Consider the following 18,261-nt stretch of genomic DNA (forward strand, 5'->3'; position numbering starts at 1 on the left):
CTGAAATTAATCAAATGGGCGATGGATAGATGCGGGTGGCGTGGAAAACCACTTAGGGCCGGCATCGGTCATGTAAATACAATCTTCGATACGCACACCATATTTACCCGGCATATAAATGCCTGGCTCGTTCGACAAACACATGCCCGGTGCCAAAGGCATGGTTTCATTAGAAACGAAATTAATCGGTTCGTGAACATCAAGACCGATACCGTGGCCGGTGCGATGTGACAGCCCGGGCAATTGATAGCCGGGACCATAACCGAGCGATTCGTAATATCGTCTAACCGCTTTATCGACCTGCCCTGCCGGGGTTCCGACCTGCGCCATTTCAAAGGCAATATCTTGTCCGCGCCGGACTTGGTTCCAGACGCGGATTTGTTCCGTATTCGGCTCACCAAATACGAATGTACGAGAAATGTCGGAGCGATACCCGTGAATATTGCAGCCAAAGTCCAATAGAATTACCGAACCTTCTTCGATATATTCGGGGATCGTTGATCCGTGTGGTAACGCACTCCCCTTACCGACTTGCGCGCCGCCAGAGGGCCCACTGCCGCCGAATTTGGCTTGGGTCTGATACATCAGATTTTGTAAATCTTCCCGGCCCATACCTTTTTCGATACGCGGATATACGTCACGATAAGCGGCAATCGTCACATCTGACGCAATTTGCATCAGCTCTAGCTCTGCCGGTGATTTTATCAACCGGCAACCATTTACCACGTCCCGCGCCGTTACCAGTTTCGCGCGCGGCGCTTCACGATTAATGCCATCAACAATAAAGTGTCGAACCGCTTCATCAATCGCGATTTTTTTGGTGTGAATGCGCTTTTCTTTCATCCATTGCGCAACCAACGCAAACGGATCCTCATGCTCTTCCCATGTGCGCACGTCGCCCGAGACCTTCATGACTTCACGAAGGCGGCTTTCTTCAAAGCCCGGGGTTACAAAAAAGATTTCGCCCTCGGCGGGAATGATCGCCGCCGTCAAACGCTCGCTAAGCCACCAATGAACACCCGTAAAATAGATCAGGCTGGACCCCGGCTCGATCAGGGTCGCTGCAATTCCCTGATCGCGCATTATGCGTTGTGCTTTTTCAATTCGCGCATTGCGCTCAGCTTCGCTAATCGGTGCCGCATTGCGAGCGCGCGTGATTACCGGATGCGATGGCTCAGCTTTTTGCGCATTCGCATTCTTTTTCATGCCAGCGATAAGCCCAGCCCCGATTGCGATCATGCCACCCGTACGAAGAAACTTCCGTCTATCCGCACGCAACATTAGTCTGTGCCCTGTGCCAGATCACGGATCAACGTATCCCAGTAGGTCAGCTCCTTATCGTATGAATCAAGGCGGATACGCTCGTTGATACCATGCGCACGACTGTCTTCGGGCCGTACAAGACCCAAACTCCCGGCACCATAGGTTGGAATACCAACGCTCCGATATTCACGACCTTCAGTACCACCTGATGACATCACCGGCTGGAGCTTCACGCCGGGATAGTTGACAGCGACAGCGCGCTGCAATGCGCCCATAATATCTTCACGGATTGGCGATGCAGGGCTTTCAACAGAACCGCGCTGCAATGTCACAACCAGCTCATCATTCTTCATCGTATCGATCAGTACCCCGCGTACTTCTTCTGCGCTCGTTCCGGGCATAATCCGGCAATTGACCGTAGCATTTGCACTTTGAGGAAGCGCATTTTCCGCATTCCCGGCACGAAGCATTGTCGCAACGCAAGTCGTCCACAGCATATGCGAATATTGCGGATAAGCCTTAATCACTTCAATCGCTTCGCGATTAGCAGGGTCACTCATTAATGTGTTTAGCGCTTCGGCCAATTCACCACCTTCACGAGCAGCAACACTCTTCGCCATAGCGCGTGTAATCTCGTTGAACTCTACAGGAAATTCATGAGATTCTATTTTTGTCAACGCGTGCGCAAGATCATAAATAGCATTATCCAACCCCGGTGCAGAGCTATGTCCGCCAGCGCTCTTTGCTGTAATGATATAGGTTGCGAATGTTTTTTCAGCAGCCTGCATTGTAAATGAAACAGGTTTGCCATCCTTCGTGATCGTACCGCCGCCCGCATCTGAGTTGAGCGCGAATTCGACCGATTTAATTTCTGGTGTTTTCAGAATTTCACGGGTTGTCAGCATGCCAGTTTCTTCATCACCGGAAAATGCCAGATAAAGATCGCGATTCGGTTTGAACCCTTCTTCTTTAAGATTGGCAAATGTTGTGACGAGCAGCGCGACACCAAATTTATTATCTTGCGATCCGCGACCATAAAGATAGCCGTCTTTCTCAACTGGCGTATATGGATCCGTATCCCAATTTTCAGGCAGTGCGTCGACAACATCCATATGTGCGAGAAACGCAATCGCAGATTTGTCGCTATTCTCTTCACCAGAATACCGAACAATAAGTCCTTCGACCTCCTCACCGTCAATCGTCAGAGGTACTTTTATAATATCTTCATTCGAAAAACCCGCAGTTTTGAGGCGTTCTTCGAGAACATTGACCATCGCCGGGACTTGGCCAAAACCTTTTACGGTTCTGAATGTAATTAATTCTTCGAGCAACTCACGCGCTTCAGCTTTGCGCTCCTGTTCGACACCAGTGGTTTGCTTGCTCTCCGCGCAGGCTTGCGTAGAGATCGCTAAGGCAACAAGGGCAACAGTCTGGCAAAGTCTTTTAATCAGCATCATGAATTCTCGCATTGTTAGAAGATTTGGAAAATGAAGCGGGATATCGCCTGATATCCCGCTTCACTCGGAGCACTTCTTGAACTGTCGACTTAGAAGTCGAGTGTGACGCCCAGGAAGAGGTTGCGACCAACAGCATCATAGAACTGCGGATAAGTATTTCCGTTTCCGCCATCTTCAATTGCTGCTGTTGTCGTCAACGGAGGGTCGGTGTCGAAAACATTGTTTACGCCGAGGCGGAAACGAGCCATCTCCGAAAGTGTGTAGCCGAGTGATAAATCAAAGTAGTTCCGTGAACCAAGTGTTTTATTCACCTCGGCAAAGCTGCCAGAAAGCGCTGGCTGCGTGCTTGTTTGTGCAACGTCCACTGATGAAATGTAACGCCATGTAACAGACACAGAAAGATCAGATGGAGTGTACCATGTTGTCAGGAACTTATGACGCCATTCGGGACGCGGGCGACCACAAAGGCCACCATAGAGACCTTTACAGTCAAAGATATCGTTCGCTGGGGAATTCTGGAGTGGCTTAGATTCATACTCAGCCAGATATGTTCCGACGAAGTTGAACTTAAGATCGCCCATCTTCGCTAGATCGTAGCTGTAGTTGATATTTAAATCGACACCAGACGTTGATAGCGAACCTGTGTTGATGTTGAAACGTTCAAAGTAACCGTCTTCGAACAGGAAGAGTGAACCGCCCTGACCGCGATTAATTTTATCGCAGAAGAATGCATCCCCAGTTGCAAGACAATTGCTCATGGAAAGATTCGGGTTCACACTGCCGACCAACTTGTCAACTTTGATATCAAAGTAGTCGATCGATACATTGAGCCCAGGCACGAATGCTGGCGTGATGATGGCACCAAGCGAAAGCGTATTCGCGACTTCTGGTTCGAGATCCGGATTACCACCGATCAATGTATTGAACTGACCTGCTGGGTTGTCCTGGATATTACCATACTGAGCCGCAGTTACACCTGTGTTCATGCACTGCTCTAATGTCGCAAATGGAGTTGCGCCTGAACAAGGGTCAAATTTGCCGTTTGGCAATTCTGTCAGGTCTACCTCAAAGCGCTGCTGCGAAGAGAACAACTCAATTACGTTCGGTGCACGAACCGCACGCTGGTAGCTACCACGGAAGCGAACATCACTGACCGGTGCCCAGTTGGCACCCACTTTGTATGTGTGTGTTGTTTGACCGGTGCTGTAGTCAGAGAAACGATAAGCAGATTCGATCGACAGAAGGTCAAAGAATGGCTGACCATCGACGATTGGAATGTTCAACTCACCAAAGAATTCTTTGACATTGACTTCACCGCTGATTGGCAGTTCTGGCGTTACAGCAGACTGATAAATTTCATCAGGCACGTATGACAATGTGTTTCTGCGGTATTCACCACCAACAGCTACAGCAACACCATCAGAGGCCCATGGCATCTGAATACCATATTCGCCAAGGTTACCATTGATCGCAAAGATGATGTTCGTCAGCGATGTGTCACCCGTGATGCCTTTGTCTTCGAGGACATAAGACGTTGCTTCTGCACTTGCGCCATTTGGACCGAAGTAATCAAGCGGCAAGCAGCTTTCGTCGTCATTTGATGCATCTGCATCTGCATTAATTGCACAGACAGCTTGACCGAATGTCGCCGAACCAGGGCGTTGATCAACCACAGCGTTCAATGCATTACCAAGACGAACGCGATTTGCATCACCAGTGAACCGGCTGCGGTATGTCACTTTCGCATATGAAGCAGAGAAATCATATTCGAACGGACCAGCAAGCAGACCGTTCATACCTGCAACCATACGGTAGCTAGTGTGGTTTAGGTCATCTTGGCGTGGACCACCTTCGATATTACGACGACGAACAAGAACGCCGTTTGCGACATCATCAGGTCCAACATAATTACCATCGACGTCATAGGTGCTGCCGGTCGAGAGGCCATTTGATCCGCAAAGGTAATCAGCCTGCTGTGCGCTGAACAACGCGTTGTCGCAGTTCAAGCCACCGGTGGAACCATTGATGCCGCCCGACACCGTACCCGGCGCGATTTGTGCAACAGACCGGTCATCCATGAAGTTCAGCTCAAGGTAAGGACGGAAGTGATCGTTGATGTCGTAATGTGCATATGCACCTAGCGTATAACGCTCATCAGGACGCTGATAATAGTTATAAGGTGCGTAGTTGAATACGCCACTTCCATCAACGAACTCGCCATTGTCAACGCGGAATCCATTTGCAAGGCCAGGAATATTGAGCGAGTTAGATAGATTGGCCGGAAAAGCAAAGCCCGAACCGCCACATTTATACTCGCTACCATTTGGCCCCGCAGTACCAAGCGCACACGAACTATAGTCGCGCTCGCTTTGAACTACCGGGTTAACTTTACGGTATGTCGCATAAGCGGTTACGTTACCGCGGCCATCTTCGGTATTGGTACCGATGATCGCTGAATATTCTTGCGTAAAACCATCGACAACATTGCTTGATGGCTTTTCATATGCCCCAGGCGTAGCCGCATTGTTGAGGTCCAATAGATCCTGAAGCTCATCATTAGAATTGTTATGCTGAGACGCACCGATATTTGCGCTGACACGAAGACCTTCAAAGTCATCGATCATTTTAAAGTTCACAACGCCTGCGATCGCATCAGAGCCATAAACGGCAGATGCGCCACCAGTAAGAACCTCAACGCCGCCAATCAACGCTGTGGGGATTTGGTTAAGGTCAGATGGAACAGATTTTGGTGAGCCATAAGGAAGGCGACGCCCATTGACCAGAACCAGTGTGCGCGATGGATCCAAACCACGAAGGTCGACCTGCGCGGTCCCCGTGGCTTCATTTGATGCCGCAGCACCTTGAGCCGCAAAAACTTGCGGAAGTGCGTTGACGAGGTCTTCAGCACGAACTGTGCCGCGAAGTTCGAATTCAGCCGCATCAACTGAAGTGATTGGGCTTACGCTTTCAGCGTTCGCAGAACGCAAGCGCGTACCCGTCACCACAATTTGATCTGTTCCCGCATCAGCTGCTGCGGATTGCGCGAGCGCGGCCCCCGAGACCCCGACACCGGTTAAAAAAGTTGTTGTTGCCAACATTAGACGTATGGGTAAATTTTTCACAATACTATCCTCTCGTTGCTTTGAAGCAATTCCCCTAGGCGCTAGTTGTAGAGTCTAAGCGGTTCTTTTTATTTATATTTCCAGCTTGTCAGATCCGCGCCTTTTGGTGCCGCAGCATCAATCCGCTTAAGGATCTTTGGCACATAAAAGGTGTTGTATCTCAGCCGAGAAACCGCGTTCGGATTTTGGTGATCACCGTTCCAGCAATGCTCTGCGCGATCACCGTAGTCGACCTCCCCTTGATAAGGCGGATTTGCCTTTTCAAGAAAATCTTCTGTCAAATAGACGGCATTGTTTAGGTAGTAATTATCCATATCGCCTGTGTAGATATGAATTTTTCCCTGAAGCTTCGGACCGATTTCTTTCCAATCCCGCTCCATAATATAACGAAGATCGAAATTCTGGCGCCAATATTCAGCAACCTCCTTGTCGATCACACCGGTCTCTTTATCCCAGATGCGTTTCGGATACCCGTCCTCACCATTCGGCGAGAAAACAGCCTCCCAAACATCCCACTGGGCACCCGAGCGCGTCTTATCACCCAGAACAAGCTCCCAACGGTTTTCGCCTTCCATTGTCCTCGAAATATGACCGAGGTAATTACGGTGCGCTGGACGATCAATCTTGGTGAATGGTCCTTCGCGGTAATAGGCATTTTCATCTTCGTAGAGATTAACAGTCATGAATTGGCGGAAATCGATTGGATCAGGACACGCGGCAAATGCACCATTATACTCATCAGGATATTTAACCTGAACGCCCAAAGCTTCCCAACCACCGGTTGAACCACCATAAAGAAACCGCGACCAACCTTCGCCAATTCCGCGAAGCTCTTTTTCAATCGCCGGGATCAATTCATAAGTAATTGCATCGCCATACGGCCCGATATTCTCAGAGTTCACTGCGTAGCTATCGTCATAATACGGGTTGCTGTGGTCGATTTCCGCGATAAGCATCCGAGGCATATCCTCTGAAATCCACTGCTTATAGAAATCATACGCCTCTTGTTGCTCAACGTGATTATAGCAATCTAAGTCAAAGCGCGCGCTATACACACATTCCGCATCGGGATCAGGTGGCGTCGTTCTGAAACCACCAAAGTCCGCAGGGAAGTGACCATGGAAAATTGCCAACGGAAATTTAGCTTCCGGATGCTCGTCAAAATCTTTTGGCACCAGTACATGCGCACGAAGGAAAACATCCGTACCCCAAAACTCTGATAGCATCTCACTGCGAATTTTGATGTGCCGAATAAATTCTGTGTTTTCGGGCTCATCAATCTCGGGGTTAACCTGATCAAGAGAAACATTAATCCGGCCACGTTTGTTCGGATCAAAGGATACCTTGCGCGGCTCGCTAACAAGGTTGCCCGGCTCTAAACGCCAGTTCTGTCCTGCGCCACGTGCCGCAGGCAACTTCACCGTCTTGCCATTTGAAAGGTTAAACGTGTCGTATTTATGCAAAATGGCCTGAACAAAATACTCGCCCGCCGGGACTTCTTTGAGATCTTTGGCTGGGAAGCCGAGAACATCCGTACCAATATCAGCATATTGCCCGGGCTTTAGACCGTCGACAGTGACACCAAAAACCTGCGCTGCATCAAAATTCGCACTCACTTGATAGCGCGGTTCTTTTTCGCCATCGGGCGTTAGAATCAGAATTATTCGCCCATCATATGCGGCCTCTGGGGCGGAGTTTGGAAGCTTGACTCGAAAACTCTCGGCAGATGCCGCCGCCGAACCTAAAAGCGCGATGCCCCCGATAACGGACCCTAATTTCAAAACTTGTTTTAACGTCATAGCCCCTCTCAACATTCAAACTTCCGCAAAACTAGACACAACCCTGCCGCTCTCGGAAAAGACCCAAGATGCATGACCCAATTGAAAAAATTTCTGCAACCCTCAAAGCCGCCAAGACGGCGACCATGACCTCACCCGTACTATGTACGCATAGGATTGTAAAGTGCGTTATGTAAACTTAATTTACTTTGAACGATTCTGCTAGTATCGCGCGGATGGCCCCATTACACGCCCTCTATACCCTATCGAGCCACTTTTGTAATAGTACCCATGTGTATAATTGTGCGATATGCGCGCATTTGCCTCGACCTCGGCCAAAACACAACCTGACGAGTAAGAACAAGCAGATGTTAGTTCATTGGATGTAGATTATGGGTGCGAATTATTTTTCGTGAGGCGAGAAGAAAGTGGAGTTGCTGAAATTCCATGCGCAAAGATACTCATGATTACCGTCAGCACGACACAGGCGAGCATTTCATCCGCGCCAGGAACCGGGTAATTCTCTACGATGAGAAGCGCAAATAATATTGATGCCAGCCCGCGCGGACCGAACCACCCCAGAAATGCTTTCTCTTCAAAGTTAAGGCCTGCCCCGGTTAAGGATATCCATATAGGGACCATACGGACGATCGTGAGGAACGCGACCGAAAGTACAAATGTTTTCCAAGTTGCATGAGAAAGACCAATCGGAACCATAACTGCCCCGAATATAAGAAAAGTAAGCATCGTCAAAATCTGCCCCTCACTCTCCATAAATTCGGTTATAAATTGCCGCGAGCATTTTAGCGTTGCCCCAAAAACAAGACCGCCGATGAACGCCGCAATCAAACTATTGCCGCCTATCATATTGGCAAAAACGGCGCACAGAAATGCTGCGCACAGGAAGTATATCCCTTGATAGGCTGTTGTTGCAAAACCGTTTGATACCGCAACATCCAACAACCGTGCTGTCACATACCCCACGAACAGCCCGGCAATCGGCCCAAGAACAACCTGCATCAGCGCAAACATCGCGAGATTATCTGGCGCGCCCTCTATCGACTTTCCAGCCAACTGAACAACAGCAATCGCCGCCACCATGACAACAGGTAGCGCCAACCCGTCATTTAAACCACTTTCAACATTGATGCCTTCGCGCAATCGCTCTGGCACACGCTGATTGTTGACCACCGCCTGACCAAGCGCCGCATCCGTCGGCGTTAAAATCGCCGCTACGAGCAACGCAAAAGCCCAGGGCTGATCAGGCGAGACCCAATAGGCGACTATTGTTCCGAACCCAATAGTAAGCGGCATACCGATCAATAACATTCGAATCGGAATGGTGAAGTTCTGTTCTAGGAATTTGAAATTGACCCGGGATGCATCTGAAAACAAAACAAGCGCCAATGTGACCTCTGCGATCACATGGATAATCTCGCGTTCCGCGCCCATGGGCACAAGTTCAATTCCGCTCAGGCCGATCAGCCAACCAAATGTCACAAAGACCATAGGCATGGTGATCACGGACGCTTCGAGACGTCGCGAGAAAGCCGCGAAGACCAAAACAGCAATCAAAATTAGACCAAGATCTATTGGCTGAAGCATGTCACAGACTATAGAGCTGCGCCGTTTATCTTGCGACCCCAATGCGCACAAATATCATGACATCTTTAATCAGTAGCGCGGGGTAATTTCCATTCGGGGCGTGGAAAGTGACACGTATATCCGTTCGGATAGCGTTCAAGATAATCCTGATGCTCTGGCTCGGCTTCCCAGAACTCATCCACCGGCGAGACTTTTGTGACAACTGTATCGGGCCATAGACCGGAAGCGTTCACATCGTGAATCGTATCTAAAGCCTCTTTTTTCTGCTCGTCGCTGACGTAGAAAATTTCCGACCGGTACGATGTGCCCACATCGTTACCTTGGCGGTTCAAGGTCGAGGGATCATGAATCTGAAAAAAGAACTCAAGAAGGTCCCGATAAGTTGTCAACGCTGGGTCAAAAACAATTTCAATCGCCTCGGCGTGGCCTTCGTGGTTGCGGTAAGTCGCATTTTTCACCGAACCACCAGTATAGCCAACCCGTGTTTCCAGAATGCCCGGACGCGCACGAATAAGGTCTTGCATTCCCCAGAAACACCCACCTGCAAGGACAGCACGTTCATTTTTTTCAGGCATAGTTGAATTCCTTATAGACACTAAGTCAGCAATATTTCCGCGTGCCGTTACCTTGGCCGTTACCTTAACTGAGTGCGCCAACCATTGATGCCGCAACCGGATCATGAATGTATGGGAATGATGAGCCCACTATTGAAGTCACCCTTACCTCACATTTAGGCGAGGACATCCCCTTAACGGCAATAATGAACAGACGCTAGCCTAGCCATGTGGCTATGCGCGCGCCTATTAGCGTACCTTAAAGAGTGTCCTCGGTTATTGTGCTGTCGTCGGCTCGGTGATCTTGATGATTTCTAGGGTTCGAACGCGCTTATCCGTCCCGAGCCATTCAAACCGACTTCCCTCAGTAAGGCCGATCAACGAAGCCCCCACCGGAGTTAAAACGGATATACGCGCCATCGCAATATCGGCATCCTGCGGTAAGACCAATTGAATCTTCTTCTGCTGCCCACCTGAAAGATCTGTATACTCCACAACTGAACCGATTTGAACAAAGATATTCTCTGCGCATTGTTCTGCGCGGATCGCGCGATCAATCTCATCACCCAGCAGGGCGACGGTTGGTACGCTGTCATCTCTCGAGTCCACTAGCGCTGACAGCGTTTTGTAATCGGCCTCGGTGATATAGATTTCCGGTTTAACGAAAGTTTGGTTGTTTAAGTTTGACATTTGTCACTCCGTAGCCTGTCTTTTTAAGTGAACGCGCCTATCAAGCGTGCTGTTTTTTACTTGTGAAATCACTTTGGATTGAGCTGCCGACCAATGGCGACAGCCATAAAAAAGCTCTCGGCATTCAAATTGTTATGGTTATTTACCCCCGAACCCTTCCTAAAAAAGGGCGCGGGGCTACAGGCCTGCGATGATGCGGCCTACCAAAAAATCACCTGCGGCAATCCCGCGGCGGACAAATTTTGGTGCTATGAACATAGGAACTAAATTTGGGTCGGCTCGGTCGAAAGTCAACCGCTAACTTTAGGAACCGCTTTGGACGGCGCTGCCGACATGCTCACCCGCCCTCAAACTAACCCGATATACCCCTCATATGCTTCTGCAAATTTTCACATATTGGCTAAAATCCGCTTCCTCGCCCTTGTTTCTATAGAGGCTTCGTCTATTGATTTGTTGCCGGTTTTGAGGCGGGACCGCTTCGCCTTCCCGGTGTTCTAAGTCCTAATTTCTATTACTTTTTTCAACTCCATGACCTCACACCGAGGTAAAACGGCCCATACACAACGGCCATACCACGCTAATATAAAGGAGCGCCCTCAATGTTCGCCGACGCCAAGCCTGTGCCACCTGACGCTATTCTTGGATTGTCCATCGCCTATGCTGCCGACACAAGAAGCGATAAAATTGACCTTGGCGTAGGGGTATATCGAACGATTGAGGGCCAAACGCCCGTGATGGCCGCCGTCAAAAAGGCGGAAGGTTTTGTTCTCGAGAACCAAGATAGCAAACGCTATACCCCTCCCGAAGGGGCTCCCGGATTTACCGACCGCATCTTAAAACTGGTTTTTGACGAAAACAGCCCGACTATTCAAATGGGTCGGGCCGCCGCGGTTCAAGCCCCTGGCGGATGCGGCGCGCTGCGCCTTGCCGCTGACCTTCTTAAACGCTTTGGCGCAAAGACAATTTCGACGGGCGCACCGACCTGGGCGAACCACAAACCGCTGATGGGTGCCGCTGGCTATGAAATTAAGATGCTGCCATATTATGATGCCGCATCATCGTCGATCGATTTTGATGCCTATGTATCAGCAGTCAAAAAACTCGGTCCGGATGATGTGCTGCTAATCCACAATTGCTGCCACAATCCGACGGGCGCTGACCTGACCGAGGCGCAAATCGATATTCTTGCTGATATGGCAAAGGAACAGAAATTCTTTCCTTTGATAGATGCTGCCTATCATGGTTTTGCTAAAAACCTCGATGCAGACGCATACATGATCCGTAAATTTGCTGAGACAGTTCCCGAAACGCTCATCACATACTCTTGTTCAAAGAATTTCGGTCTATACCGCGAACGTGTGGGCGCTTTGATTGTTGTTTCTGAAAATGCAGAGCGAGCAACGGCTATTAAATCTCACGCGTTAAACATTGCACGTGCGAACTATTCCATGCCTCCCGCTCATGGTGGTGCAATCGTATCTGAAATTTTAGGGTCCGACGACCTTACAAAAATGTGGCGCGAAGAACTCGATGCAATGGCGTCTGAAGTTCGCGGCAATCGAAAATTGCTCGTCGCTGAAGCAGAAAAAGCCGGCCTTGGTAACCGTCTTTCCTACATTGCTGATCAGCACGGCATGTTCTCACTGCTTCCGCTGTCTGACGAAGAAGTGCTAAAAATTCGCGTCGATCACGGTGTCTATATTGTCGGCGGAGGTCGCATCAATATGTGCGGCGTCAATCACACCAATGTTGAGCGCCTAGTCGCGGCGTTCAAGGCAGTTTCGCAAGGGTAAATTCTACGCATTCAGGTAGAATTACATCGCCAGCAATAGAATAAAAAAGGGCTCGCTCATTAATGAGCGAGCCCTAATTGTATTAGCTAAGAGACCTTAGAACTTGACGGTCAATCCCGCAGATAAAGATCGCCCACGATCATAAGTCAAAAACTCCGTTCTACCTTCAGGGGTCGCATCGCTTAGCTGAAACTCTTCATGGCGGGTCGCAAGAAGGTTGCGGCCGCTAATACTGATTGAAGCATCAGTCCCGAAGAGCACGATGTCTACACCGTAGACGGCATCCAACTGGATACCAGGCGTTTCAAAGACTGTTGGAATGCCGCCAGCCGGGCTACCGCGTTGAAGTATGCGTTCGTCAACCCAGCCAAGAAGTACAGTAAACCGATCACTTTCGCCCTCCCAACCAAATTGAGAGTTAACGATGTGTTTCGGCGTTCCCTGAAGAGGTTGCCCTTTAAGACCGAACAAAGATGCATCTTCCGCAAAACCAGAAAGCGGATTGATAACAACATCCCCAGCCGCAACTTTAATCTCGGATTCTGTAAACGTATAGTTTACCGAGAAAATCCATTCACGACGTTCGAACCAATCATTCCAGAGAAGATCGAATCGTGTCCGGTACTCGGCCTCCCCCCCAAAAAGCTGTGCTTCTGGCGAGTTGATAAAGGTAGTATCGAAGCTGTCACCAGTTGTCGTGAAGAGGATTTCTTCAATCGGGTTTTCAATCGTTTTATAAAAACCACCGAGAGTGATGAATTGGTTCCGACCAAGGTAGTATTCAAATCGCGCGTCAAAGTTTTTGAATTGGCTATCAACCAGATACCTGTTGCCACGGTAAGATCGGTTGGTTTCTGGATCAAAGAACAAAGATTGCGCAAGTTCACGAAACTGTGGGCGTGCAATCGTTTGCGAATAGCCGCCCCGGATTTGCATGTTATCTGCAAAATTCCAAGTAACCGTCGCTGTCGGAAGCCAATAATCGTTATCCAGCGTAGTCGTTGAACCAATATTGCCGAAGCGATCAGACGTTTCAACAATTTGCTCAGCTGTTTCGTAACGCACACCAACATTGGCGGTCACTGTTGGGATAAGCTCAAAATCTGTCTTCACATACCCTGCATGCGTCGTCATCGTTGCATCGTAAAGATCAGGCGTGAAAGATGCATCCGAAAGGAAGAATCTTGCTGGATCTATATTGTCAGGTGAGAATAGAAAATCAGGTCGCGCACCCTGTACGTCTTCTGGAATTGAGTTACCGCCAGCAAAGCGGAACGAATAAATATCATAGTCCCGTTCATTGTCAGAATGCTCATACCCAACAGAAATGCTAGCAGTGCGTGGTCCTGCAAATGGAATCTCGTAACTAATATCAACGCCGCCGCTAAATACGTCGTCAGTTAGATACGAAAACTTCGTGCTCTGCTTGTTCGCGAATGAATAGAGCGCTGGAGAATCCGGCGTATCGCGAAAGCGCATCAAGTTCCACTCATAGGGGGAATCGCGCGTGGAACGAGCAAACGCGGTACGCCATGTGATATCGATATTTTCTCCAACACGCTGATCACCAGAAAGCTGCGCCATCGAGAGTTGGCGCTGAAGAAAAGTGTTCGATTCAATACTGACAAGCTGAGAACCTGGTTGCGAACGATCAATACCTTCGTCGATCTGCGATTCTTTCAATGTCGAATGGATATAAAGCCCCGTAGCAGAGATCGCGCCCGTATCCCATTCCAGCGTCGCAGCACCAAGGCCGTTTACAGTCGCGTCCATGCTTGTTGATTGTGTCTCAAAATCTGTAAGCAGCGTACCGAGAATAGACTGTCGAAGACCGTTGCGATTCGTCCATTCCTGATCGTAGCCAACGACCCCCACTAAACCGAGGCGAAGTCCGTCGTTTAGATCAATCGTCGTACCAGCATTAATGGAAGCATCGAAATTAGGGCCAAGCGTTCCATTCTGAATTACAGTTAGCGGAGAGTTCACAAGGCTTTCGCCAACTTGCTCGACTTCACTAGAGGTAAGAGAAGAAAGCGGTGTCCCGGCATCAATCACCGCCGCAAGCGGTTCAGGAATGCTCCTTAGACCATCGTCATACCCCAAGAAATCAAGATCACTCCCGTTTACGAAGATCCCGCTTTTACCTGTGGTGACAAGGTTTCCGCTAATGCCGCCTTTGACATTGAGAAAGCTTTCATCGGGTACGCGCAAAGTGTTTAGGTCAATGACGCCCCCACCGAATTCGCCGGAATAGTCTGCGGAATATGTCTTTTGAACAACCGCGCCCGCCAAAACATTGGATGGAAAAAGATCAAGAGGTACCGTTCGACGAAGCGGCTCTGGGCTCGGCAAGACCGATCCGTTTAGACGCGCTGACGAATAACGGTCACCGAGACCGCGAACATACGCGAAGCGACCGCCAACAACGCTGAGGCCACTTAGTCGAGTCAGCGCCAGGGCCGCATTCTCGTCCCCGCTACGCTCAAGGTCGTCGGCTGAAAGGAAGCTCGCAACCTGAGACGTCGCCCGTTGTGGTTCGGGAATATTCCGTCCACGAACAACAATGACGTCTGAAATACTGTCTTGAATTGATGGCGCTTCTTGTGCCTTCGCCGCCTGAATCGTAGCCAGCGACGAGCAACAAAGCAGTCCTATCTTAAGCTGTGTAGTTAATGACATGATGATATCCCCGAAATTCTAAAAACAAGCGAGCGACACTCCAGCCAAAACTGGAGCGCCGCATTTTTCATTATTTAACAAGGCGTACTTGCTTCGAGGCCGCAGCTCCAATCTGCCCACCAACGGTCATTCGCATCTTCAACAGCGCCGATGTAATCAGTGTCGTCAAAGAATGGGTCCCCAAGGGTCGTTAGATCGAACGCTGTCGCCGCTGCTTCATTCGGGCCGTTGATAAAGACGTTAATCAGGCTGTCTGAAACATTCGTGGAGTTATTCGCGTCAGCGTTCACCGAATCCACTGCCGCAGGTGTATCCGGAGACGCATTTGTCAGTGATACACAGTCAAAGAGAACTGAATTGAACGTTGGGTCCGTCAGGCCTGAGTATGACGACGGGTCTGTGTCTCCGGCTGAATCCTGCCAGCGGAAACAGCTTGAGTCGTAAGCCACAACACCGTTCAGGAAGCGACCAATGTGGCCGGTATTGATACGAAACGCATTAGACCGTGCACCGACGACCGTGAAGTTCGCAATCGTTGGGTTTGTCTGTGGCGTTACCGGGTTATCAGAACTATCGAGTGTGCTCGACATTTCGAATGCATTGTCGCCACCTGTCGCACGCTGTGTGATGATCAGATACTGAAGGTTACCAGTCCAGCCGTTATCGGTATCGAGCGAGTCATCATCGTTACCGGTAAGAACAATGTTCTTAAGGTTCGCAGAACCGCCGAACATTTCGATGCCGTCATCCGAATTGTTGTGGACCTGAACATACTCGATTGTCGTACCGGAACCAACACCAGCCATAGTAAGACCGTTCAGTTCGTTACCTTGCTGATTGATCGCGAAGCCAGCGTGCTTGATTTGCGTGTAACGGATTGAACCACTGCTGTCTGTCGTGTCTGAACCACCGTAAGATGCTTCTGGGTTGGTCACACCTTCGACGACGTTCGTGCACTGGTTGGTGCCTGGCGTTGCTGCTGTCTGACAACGGCTGATTGGTGCATCGCCAAGAACAACGATACCGCCCCATTCTGAAATTGCGTTTTCAGGATCAGCTTGTGTGTCTTCAAGGTCAGCTTGTGATGTGAAAACCACAGGGTTCTGACGTGTACCATTTGAGAAGATTTGAGAACCACGGTTCACAACGAGATAGTCCGCACCGCTGTTACCAAAGATAACCGCACCCGGCTCGATCGTTAGAACGGCTGCGTCACCATTTGGCGCAGTTCCGTCAGCACCAATGTCGACACCGATGTCTACACGACCTTCAAGTTCGTAGTAATTGCCGCGTGTAAGAGTTAGATCTTCGGTCTGAACACCAGCAACCGCACAAACATTTTTGCCCTCGATCTCACCCGTGCGCGTTGTGCCCGTTGGGCAGCTTGGCGCAGGGAAGAGAGCGAATGTCCACCCAGCGGCCCAGTTATTTGTCTCTGTTTCCATTGGGCTGAACGCACCGATGTAATCAGTGTCGCCAAAAAAGCCGCCAGGAAGCGTTGTGAGATCAAACGCGGTGACGCCCTGCTCGTTTGGCCCAGGGAACATCATTGATGTCAGTGAGCTTGCACCGATAACATTGTTCGCATCAGCGTTGACCGAATCAACTGCCGCAGGAACGTCTGGGCTCGCGTCTGTTAGCGCCGCACAGTCGAAAAGAACAGAGTTGAATGTTGGGTCTGTCAGACCTGAATAAGAAGATGGGTCTGTGTCACCGGCTGAATCCTGCCAGCGGAAGCAGTTTGTGTCATAAGCAACAACACCGTTCAAGAACCGACCGACGTGGCCGGTATTGATACGGAAACCGTTAGAACGTGCACCAACCAATGTGAAGTTTGCAATCGTAGGGTTAGTTTGCGGTACGACTGGGTTGTCAGCACCATCCAGCGTACTCGACATTTCAAATCCGTTATCGCCACCGTCATCGCGTTGTTTAATGGCGAGGAATTGAACATTACCTGTCCATCCGTTGTCAGTGTCCAATGAGTCATCGTCATTCCCGGTAAGCACGATGTTTTTTAGGTTCACTGTACCGCCGAAAACCTCGACACCGTCATCAGAATTATTATGAACCTGAACATATTCAACAGTAGTACCCGTACCGACGCCAGCGAGTGTCAGGCCATTCAATTCGTTACCTTGCTGATTGATCGCAAAACCCGCGAACCGGATTTGCGCGTAACGGATAGAACCGCTGTCGTCGGCATTGTCCGAACCACCATATGAAGCCTCAGGGCTTGTGACACCCTCGACGACGTTTGTGCACTGATCTGTTCCTGGGGTCGCGGCAGTCTGGCAACGACTGATTGGCGCTTGACCAAGCACCACTAATCCGCCCCATTCAGAAATCGATGAACCGCCTAGGTCAGTTGCATCAACGGCGCGACGCTCTATGTCATTTTTACTCGTGAAAATAATGGGCGCGTCAACGGTTCCATTCGCCAAGAGTCGTGACCCGCGATTTACGACGAGATAATCAGCGCCGCTGGCACCAAACACCTGCACACCAGGCTCAATTGTAAGCGTTCCCGCAGATCCACCCGGTGTCGTGCCATCAGCCCCGACATCGATGCCAACATCAACGCGACCGTCTAATTGGTACGCAACGCCGCTTACGAACGGCAGCGTCAAATTACCAAGAACCGATCCAGAAATGTTGCAAACTGTAAGACCGCCAACGCTGGTTCCTGTTGTAAAACCTGTTGGGCACTCAGCAGTGCCGCCACCATTATCACCACCGCCATTGTCACCACCTGCGGGTGGGGTACCGGGGTTCGATGCTCCGGGAGATTGAATATTTTCGCCCTGCGTACAGGCAGCGAGCGCGAGAACGCCCGCACTAACGAAAAGAGTTTTCTGAAAGTTTTTAAAGATGCGCATTAAATACCCCCGCGAGGTTGTTTTGCAAACGAATGGGATCGTCGCTGCCCCACGCAACGACACAATTTGCGATTAGCGGAAAGGTAAAAAGCTTTTATGACAAACTAGCGGAGAGAAATTATTTTGGCTCCGCGTTAGAAAAAGCGAACCAGAACTGCAGCGCTAAATAGTTTTACGCATTTGAATTTCGACTTCATAACGTCATAAAAACTAAGAAATTTTTTATGACGGTTTTACGAATAACGCATATAGTGCGCCTACTGAATTCCTGATAAAATAAAAAATAAAAAAGCAATTTGCGTCAAAAAATCGCGATTGATCAGGTTCCGCTGTAATCATTTCGGATAAAATTCGTCACCCGGCCCGGCAAAATCATCCCCAAACTTGAACCCGGATGCAGTCAACACATTGGCATCTGTTTTGTTACCTAGATGCCTACAG

At 49.6% G+C, this 18,261-nt stretch carries 10 protein-coding genes; 1 reads left to right on the top strand and 9 read right to left on the bottom strand.

Features of this window, described 5'->3' with window-relative positions:
- Window positions 1-6 precede the first annotated feature (6 nt).
- From ABFZ84_RS01880 to ABFZ84_RS01910, 7 genes are all read right to left on the bottom strand, one after another.
- Window positions 7-1,281, bottom strand: coding sequence for a M24 family metallopeptidase (locus ABFZ84_RS01880; protein WP_369312213.1), 1,275 nt, complete (start codon window positions 1,279-1,281; stop codon window positions 7-9).
- Window positions 1,281-2,720 (bottom strand): M20/M25/M40 family metallo-hydrolase, encoded by a 1,440-nt coding sequence (locus tag ABFZ84_RS01885; RefSeq protein ID WP_369312214.1) that lies wholly within the window; start codon window positions 2,718-2,720, stop codon window positions 1,281-1,283. Before ABFZ84_RS01885 ends, ABFZ84_RS01880 begins: the two co-directional genes overlap by 1 nt.
- 89 nt (window positions 2,721-2,809) lie before the next feature.
- Complete coding sequence (locus ABFZ84_RS01890; protein ID WP_369312215.1) at window positions 2,810-5,842, bottom strand: TonB-dependent receptor domain-containing protein; 3,033 nt, start codon at window positions 5,840-5,842, stop codon at window positions 2,810-2,812.
- Between the two features lie 68 nt (window positions 5,843-5,910).
- On the bottom strand, window positions 5,911-7,641 hold the full coding sequence (locus tag ABFZ84_RS01895) for a hypothetical protein (RefSeq protein WP_369312216.1): 1,731 nt from the start codon (window positions 7,639-7,641) through the stop codon (window positions 5,911-5,913).
- Between the two features lie 369 nt (window positions 7,642-8,010).
- Window positions 8,011-9,225 carry a cation:proton antiporter gene (locus ABFZ84_RS01900; RefSeq protein ID WP_369312217.1) on the bottom strand — a complete coding sequence of 405 codons (1,215 nt, stop codon included), beginning with the start codon at window positions 9,223-9,225 and terminating at the stop codon, window positions 8,011-8,013.
- A 65-nt stretch (window positions 9,226-9,290) separates the two neighbouring features.
- Window positions 9,291-9,800 carry a peptide-methionine (S)-S-oxide reductase MsrA gene (gene msrA, locus ABFZ84_RS01905; protein ID WP_369312218.1) on the bottom strand — a complete coding sequence of 170 codons (510 nt, stop codon included), beginning with the start codon at window positions 9,798-9,800 and terminating at the stop codon, window positions 9,291-9,293.
- A 255-nt stretch (window positions 9,801-10,055) separates the two neighbouring features.
- Window positions 10,056-10,469, bottom strand: a complete 414-nt coding sequence (locus ABFZ84_RS01910; protein WP_369312219.1) for a GreA/GreB family elongation factor — start codon at window positions 10,467-10,469, stop codon at window positions 10,056-10,058.
- 599 nt (window positions 10,470-11,068) lie between these two features.
- On the opposite strand from ABFZ84_RS01910, the gene ABFZ84_RS01915 reads away from it, so the two are divergent.
- Window positions 11,069-12,262 carry an amino acid aminotransferase gene (locus ABFZ84_RS01915; protein WP_369312220.1) on the top strand — a complete coding sequence of 398 codons (1,194 nt, stop codon included), beginning with the start codon at window positions 11,069-11,071 and terminating at the stop codon, window positions 12,260-12,262.
- Window positions 12,263-12,358: 96 nt separating this feature from the next.
- On the opposite strand, the gene ABFZ84_RS01920 is transcribed toward ABFZ84_RS01915, so the two are convergent.
- On the bottom strand, window positions 12,359-14,941 hold the full coding sequence (locus ABFZ84_RS01920) for a TonB-dependent receptor domain-containing protein (RefSeq protein ID WP_369312221.1): 2,583 nt from the start codon (window positions 14,939-14,941) through the stop codon (window positions 12,359-12,361).
- 74 nt (window positions 14,942-15,015) lie between these two features.
- Window positions 15,016-17,820, bottom strand: coding sequence for a hypothetical protein (locus ABFZ84_RS01925; protein ID WP_369312222.1), 2,805 nt, complete (start codon window positions 17,818-17,820; stop codon window positions 15,016-15,018).
- Between the last annotated feature and the right edge of the window lie 441 nt (window positions 17,821-18,261).

Source organism: Hyphococcus lacteus (assembly GCF_041058985.1).
Lineage (GTDB): Bacteria > Pseudomonadota > Alphaproteobacteria > Caulobacterales > Parvularculaceae > Hyphococcus > Hyphococcus lacteus.

Bases quoted from the DNA above. Each gene is read 5' to 3' on its own strand.
- ABFZ84_RS01880 (WP_369312213.1), bottom strand. From the start codon at position 1,281: ATGTTGCGTGCGGATAGACGGAAGTTTCTTCGTACGGGTGGCATGATC.
- ABFZ84_RS01885 (WP_369312214.1), bottom strand. From the start codon at position 2,720: ATGATGCTGATTAAAAGACTTTGCCAGACTGTTGCCCTTGTTGCCTTA.
- ABFZ84_RS01895 (WP_369312216.1), bottom strand. From the start codon at position 7,641: ATGACGTTAAAACAAGTTTTGAAATTAGGGTCCGTTATCGGGGGCATC.
- ABFZ84_RS01900 (WP_369312217.1), bottom strand. From the start codon at position 9,225: ATGCTTCAGCCAATAGATCTTGGTCTAATTTTGATTGCTGTTTTGGTC.
- msrA (WP_369312218.1), bottom strand. From the start codon at position 9,800: ATGCCTGAAAAAAATGAACGTGCTGTCCTTGCAGGTGGGTGTTTCTGG.
- ABFZ84_RS01910 (WP_369312219.1), bottom strand. From the start codon at position 10,469: ATGTCAAACTTAAACAACCAAACTTTCGTTAAACCGGAAATCTATATC.
- ABFZ84_RS01915 (WP_369312220.1), top strand. From the start codon at position 11,069: ATGTTCGCCGACGCCAAGCCTGTGCCACCTGACGCTATTCTTGGATTG.
- ABFZ84_RS01920 (WP_369312221.1), bottom strand. From the start codon at position 14,941: ATGTCATTAACTACACAGCTTAAGATAGGACTGCTTTGTTGCTCGTCG.
- ABFZ84_RS01925 (WP_369312222.1), bottom strand. From the start codon at position 17,820: ATGCGCATCTTTAAAAACTTTCAGAAAACTCTTTTCGTTAGTGCGGGC.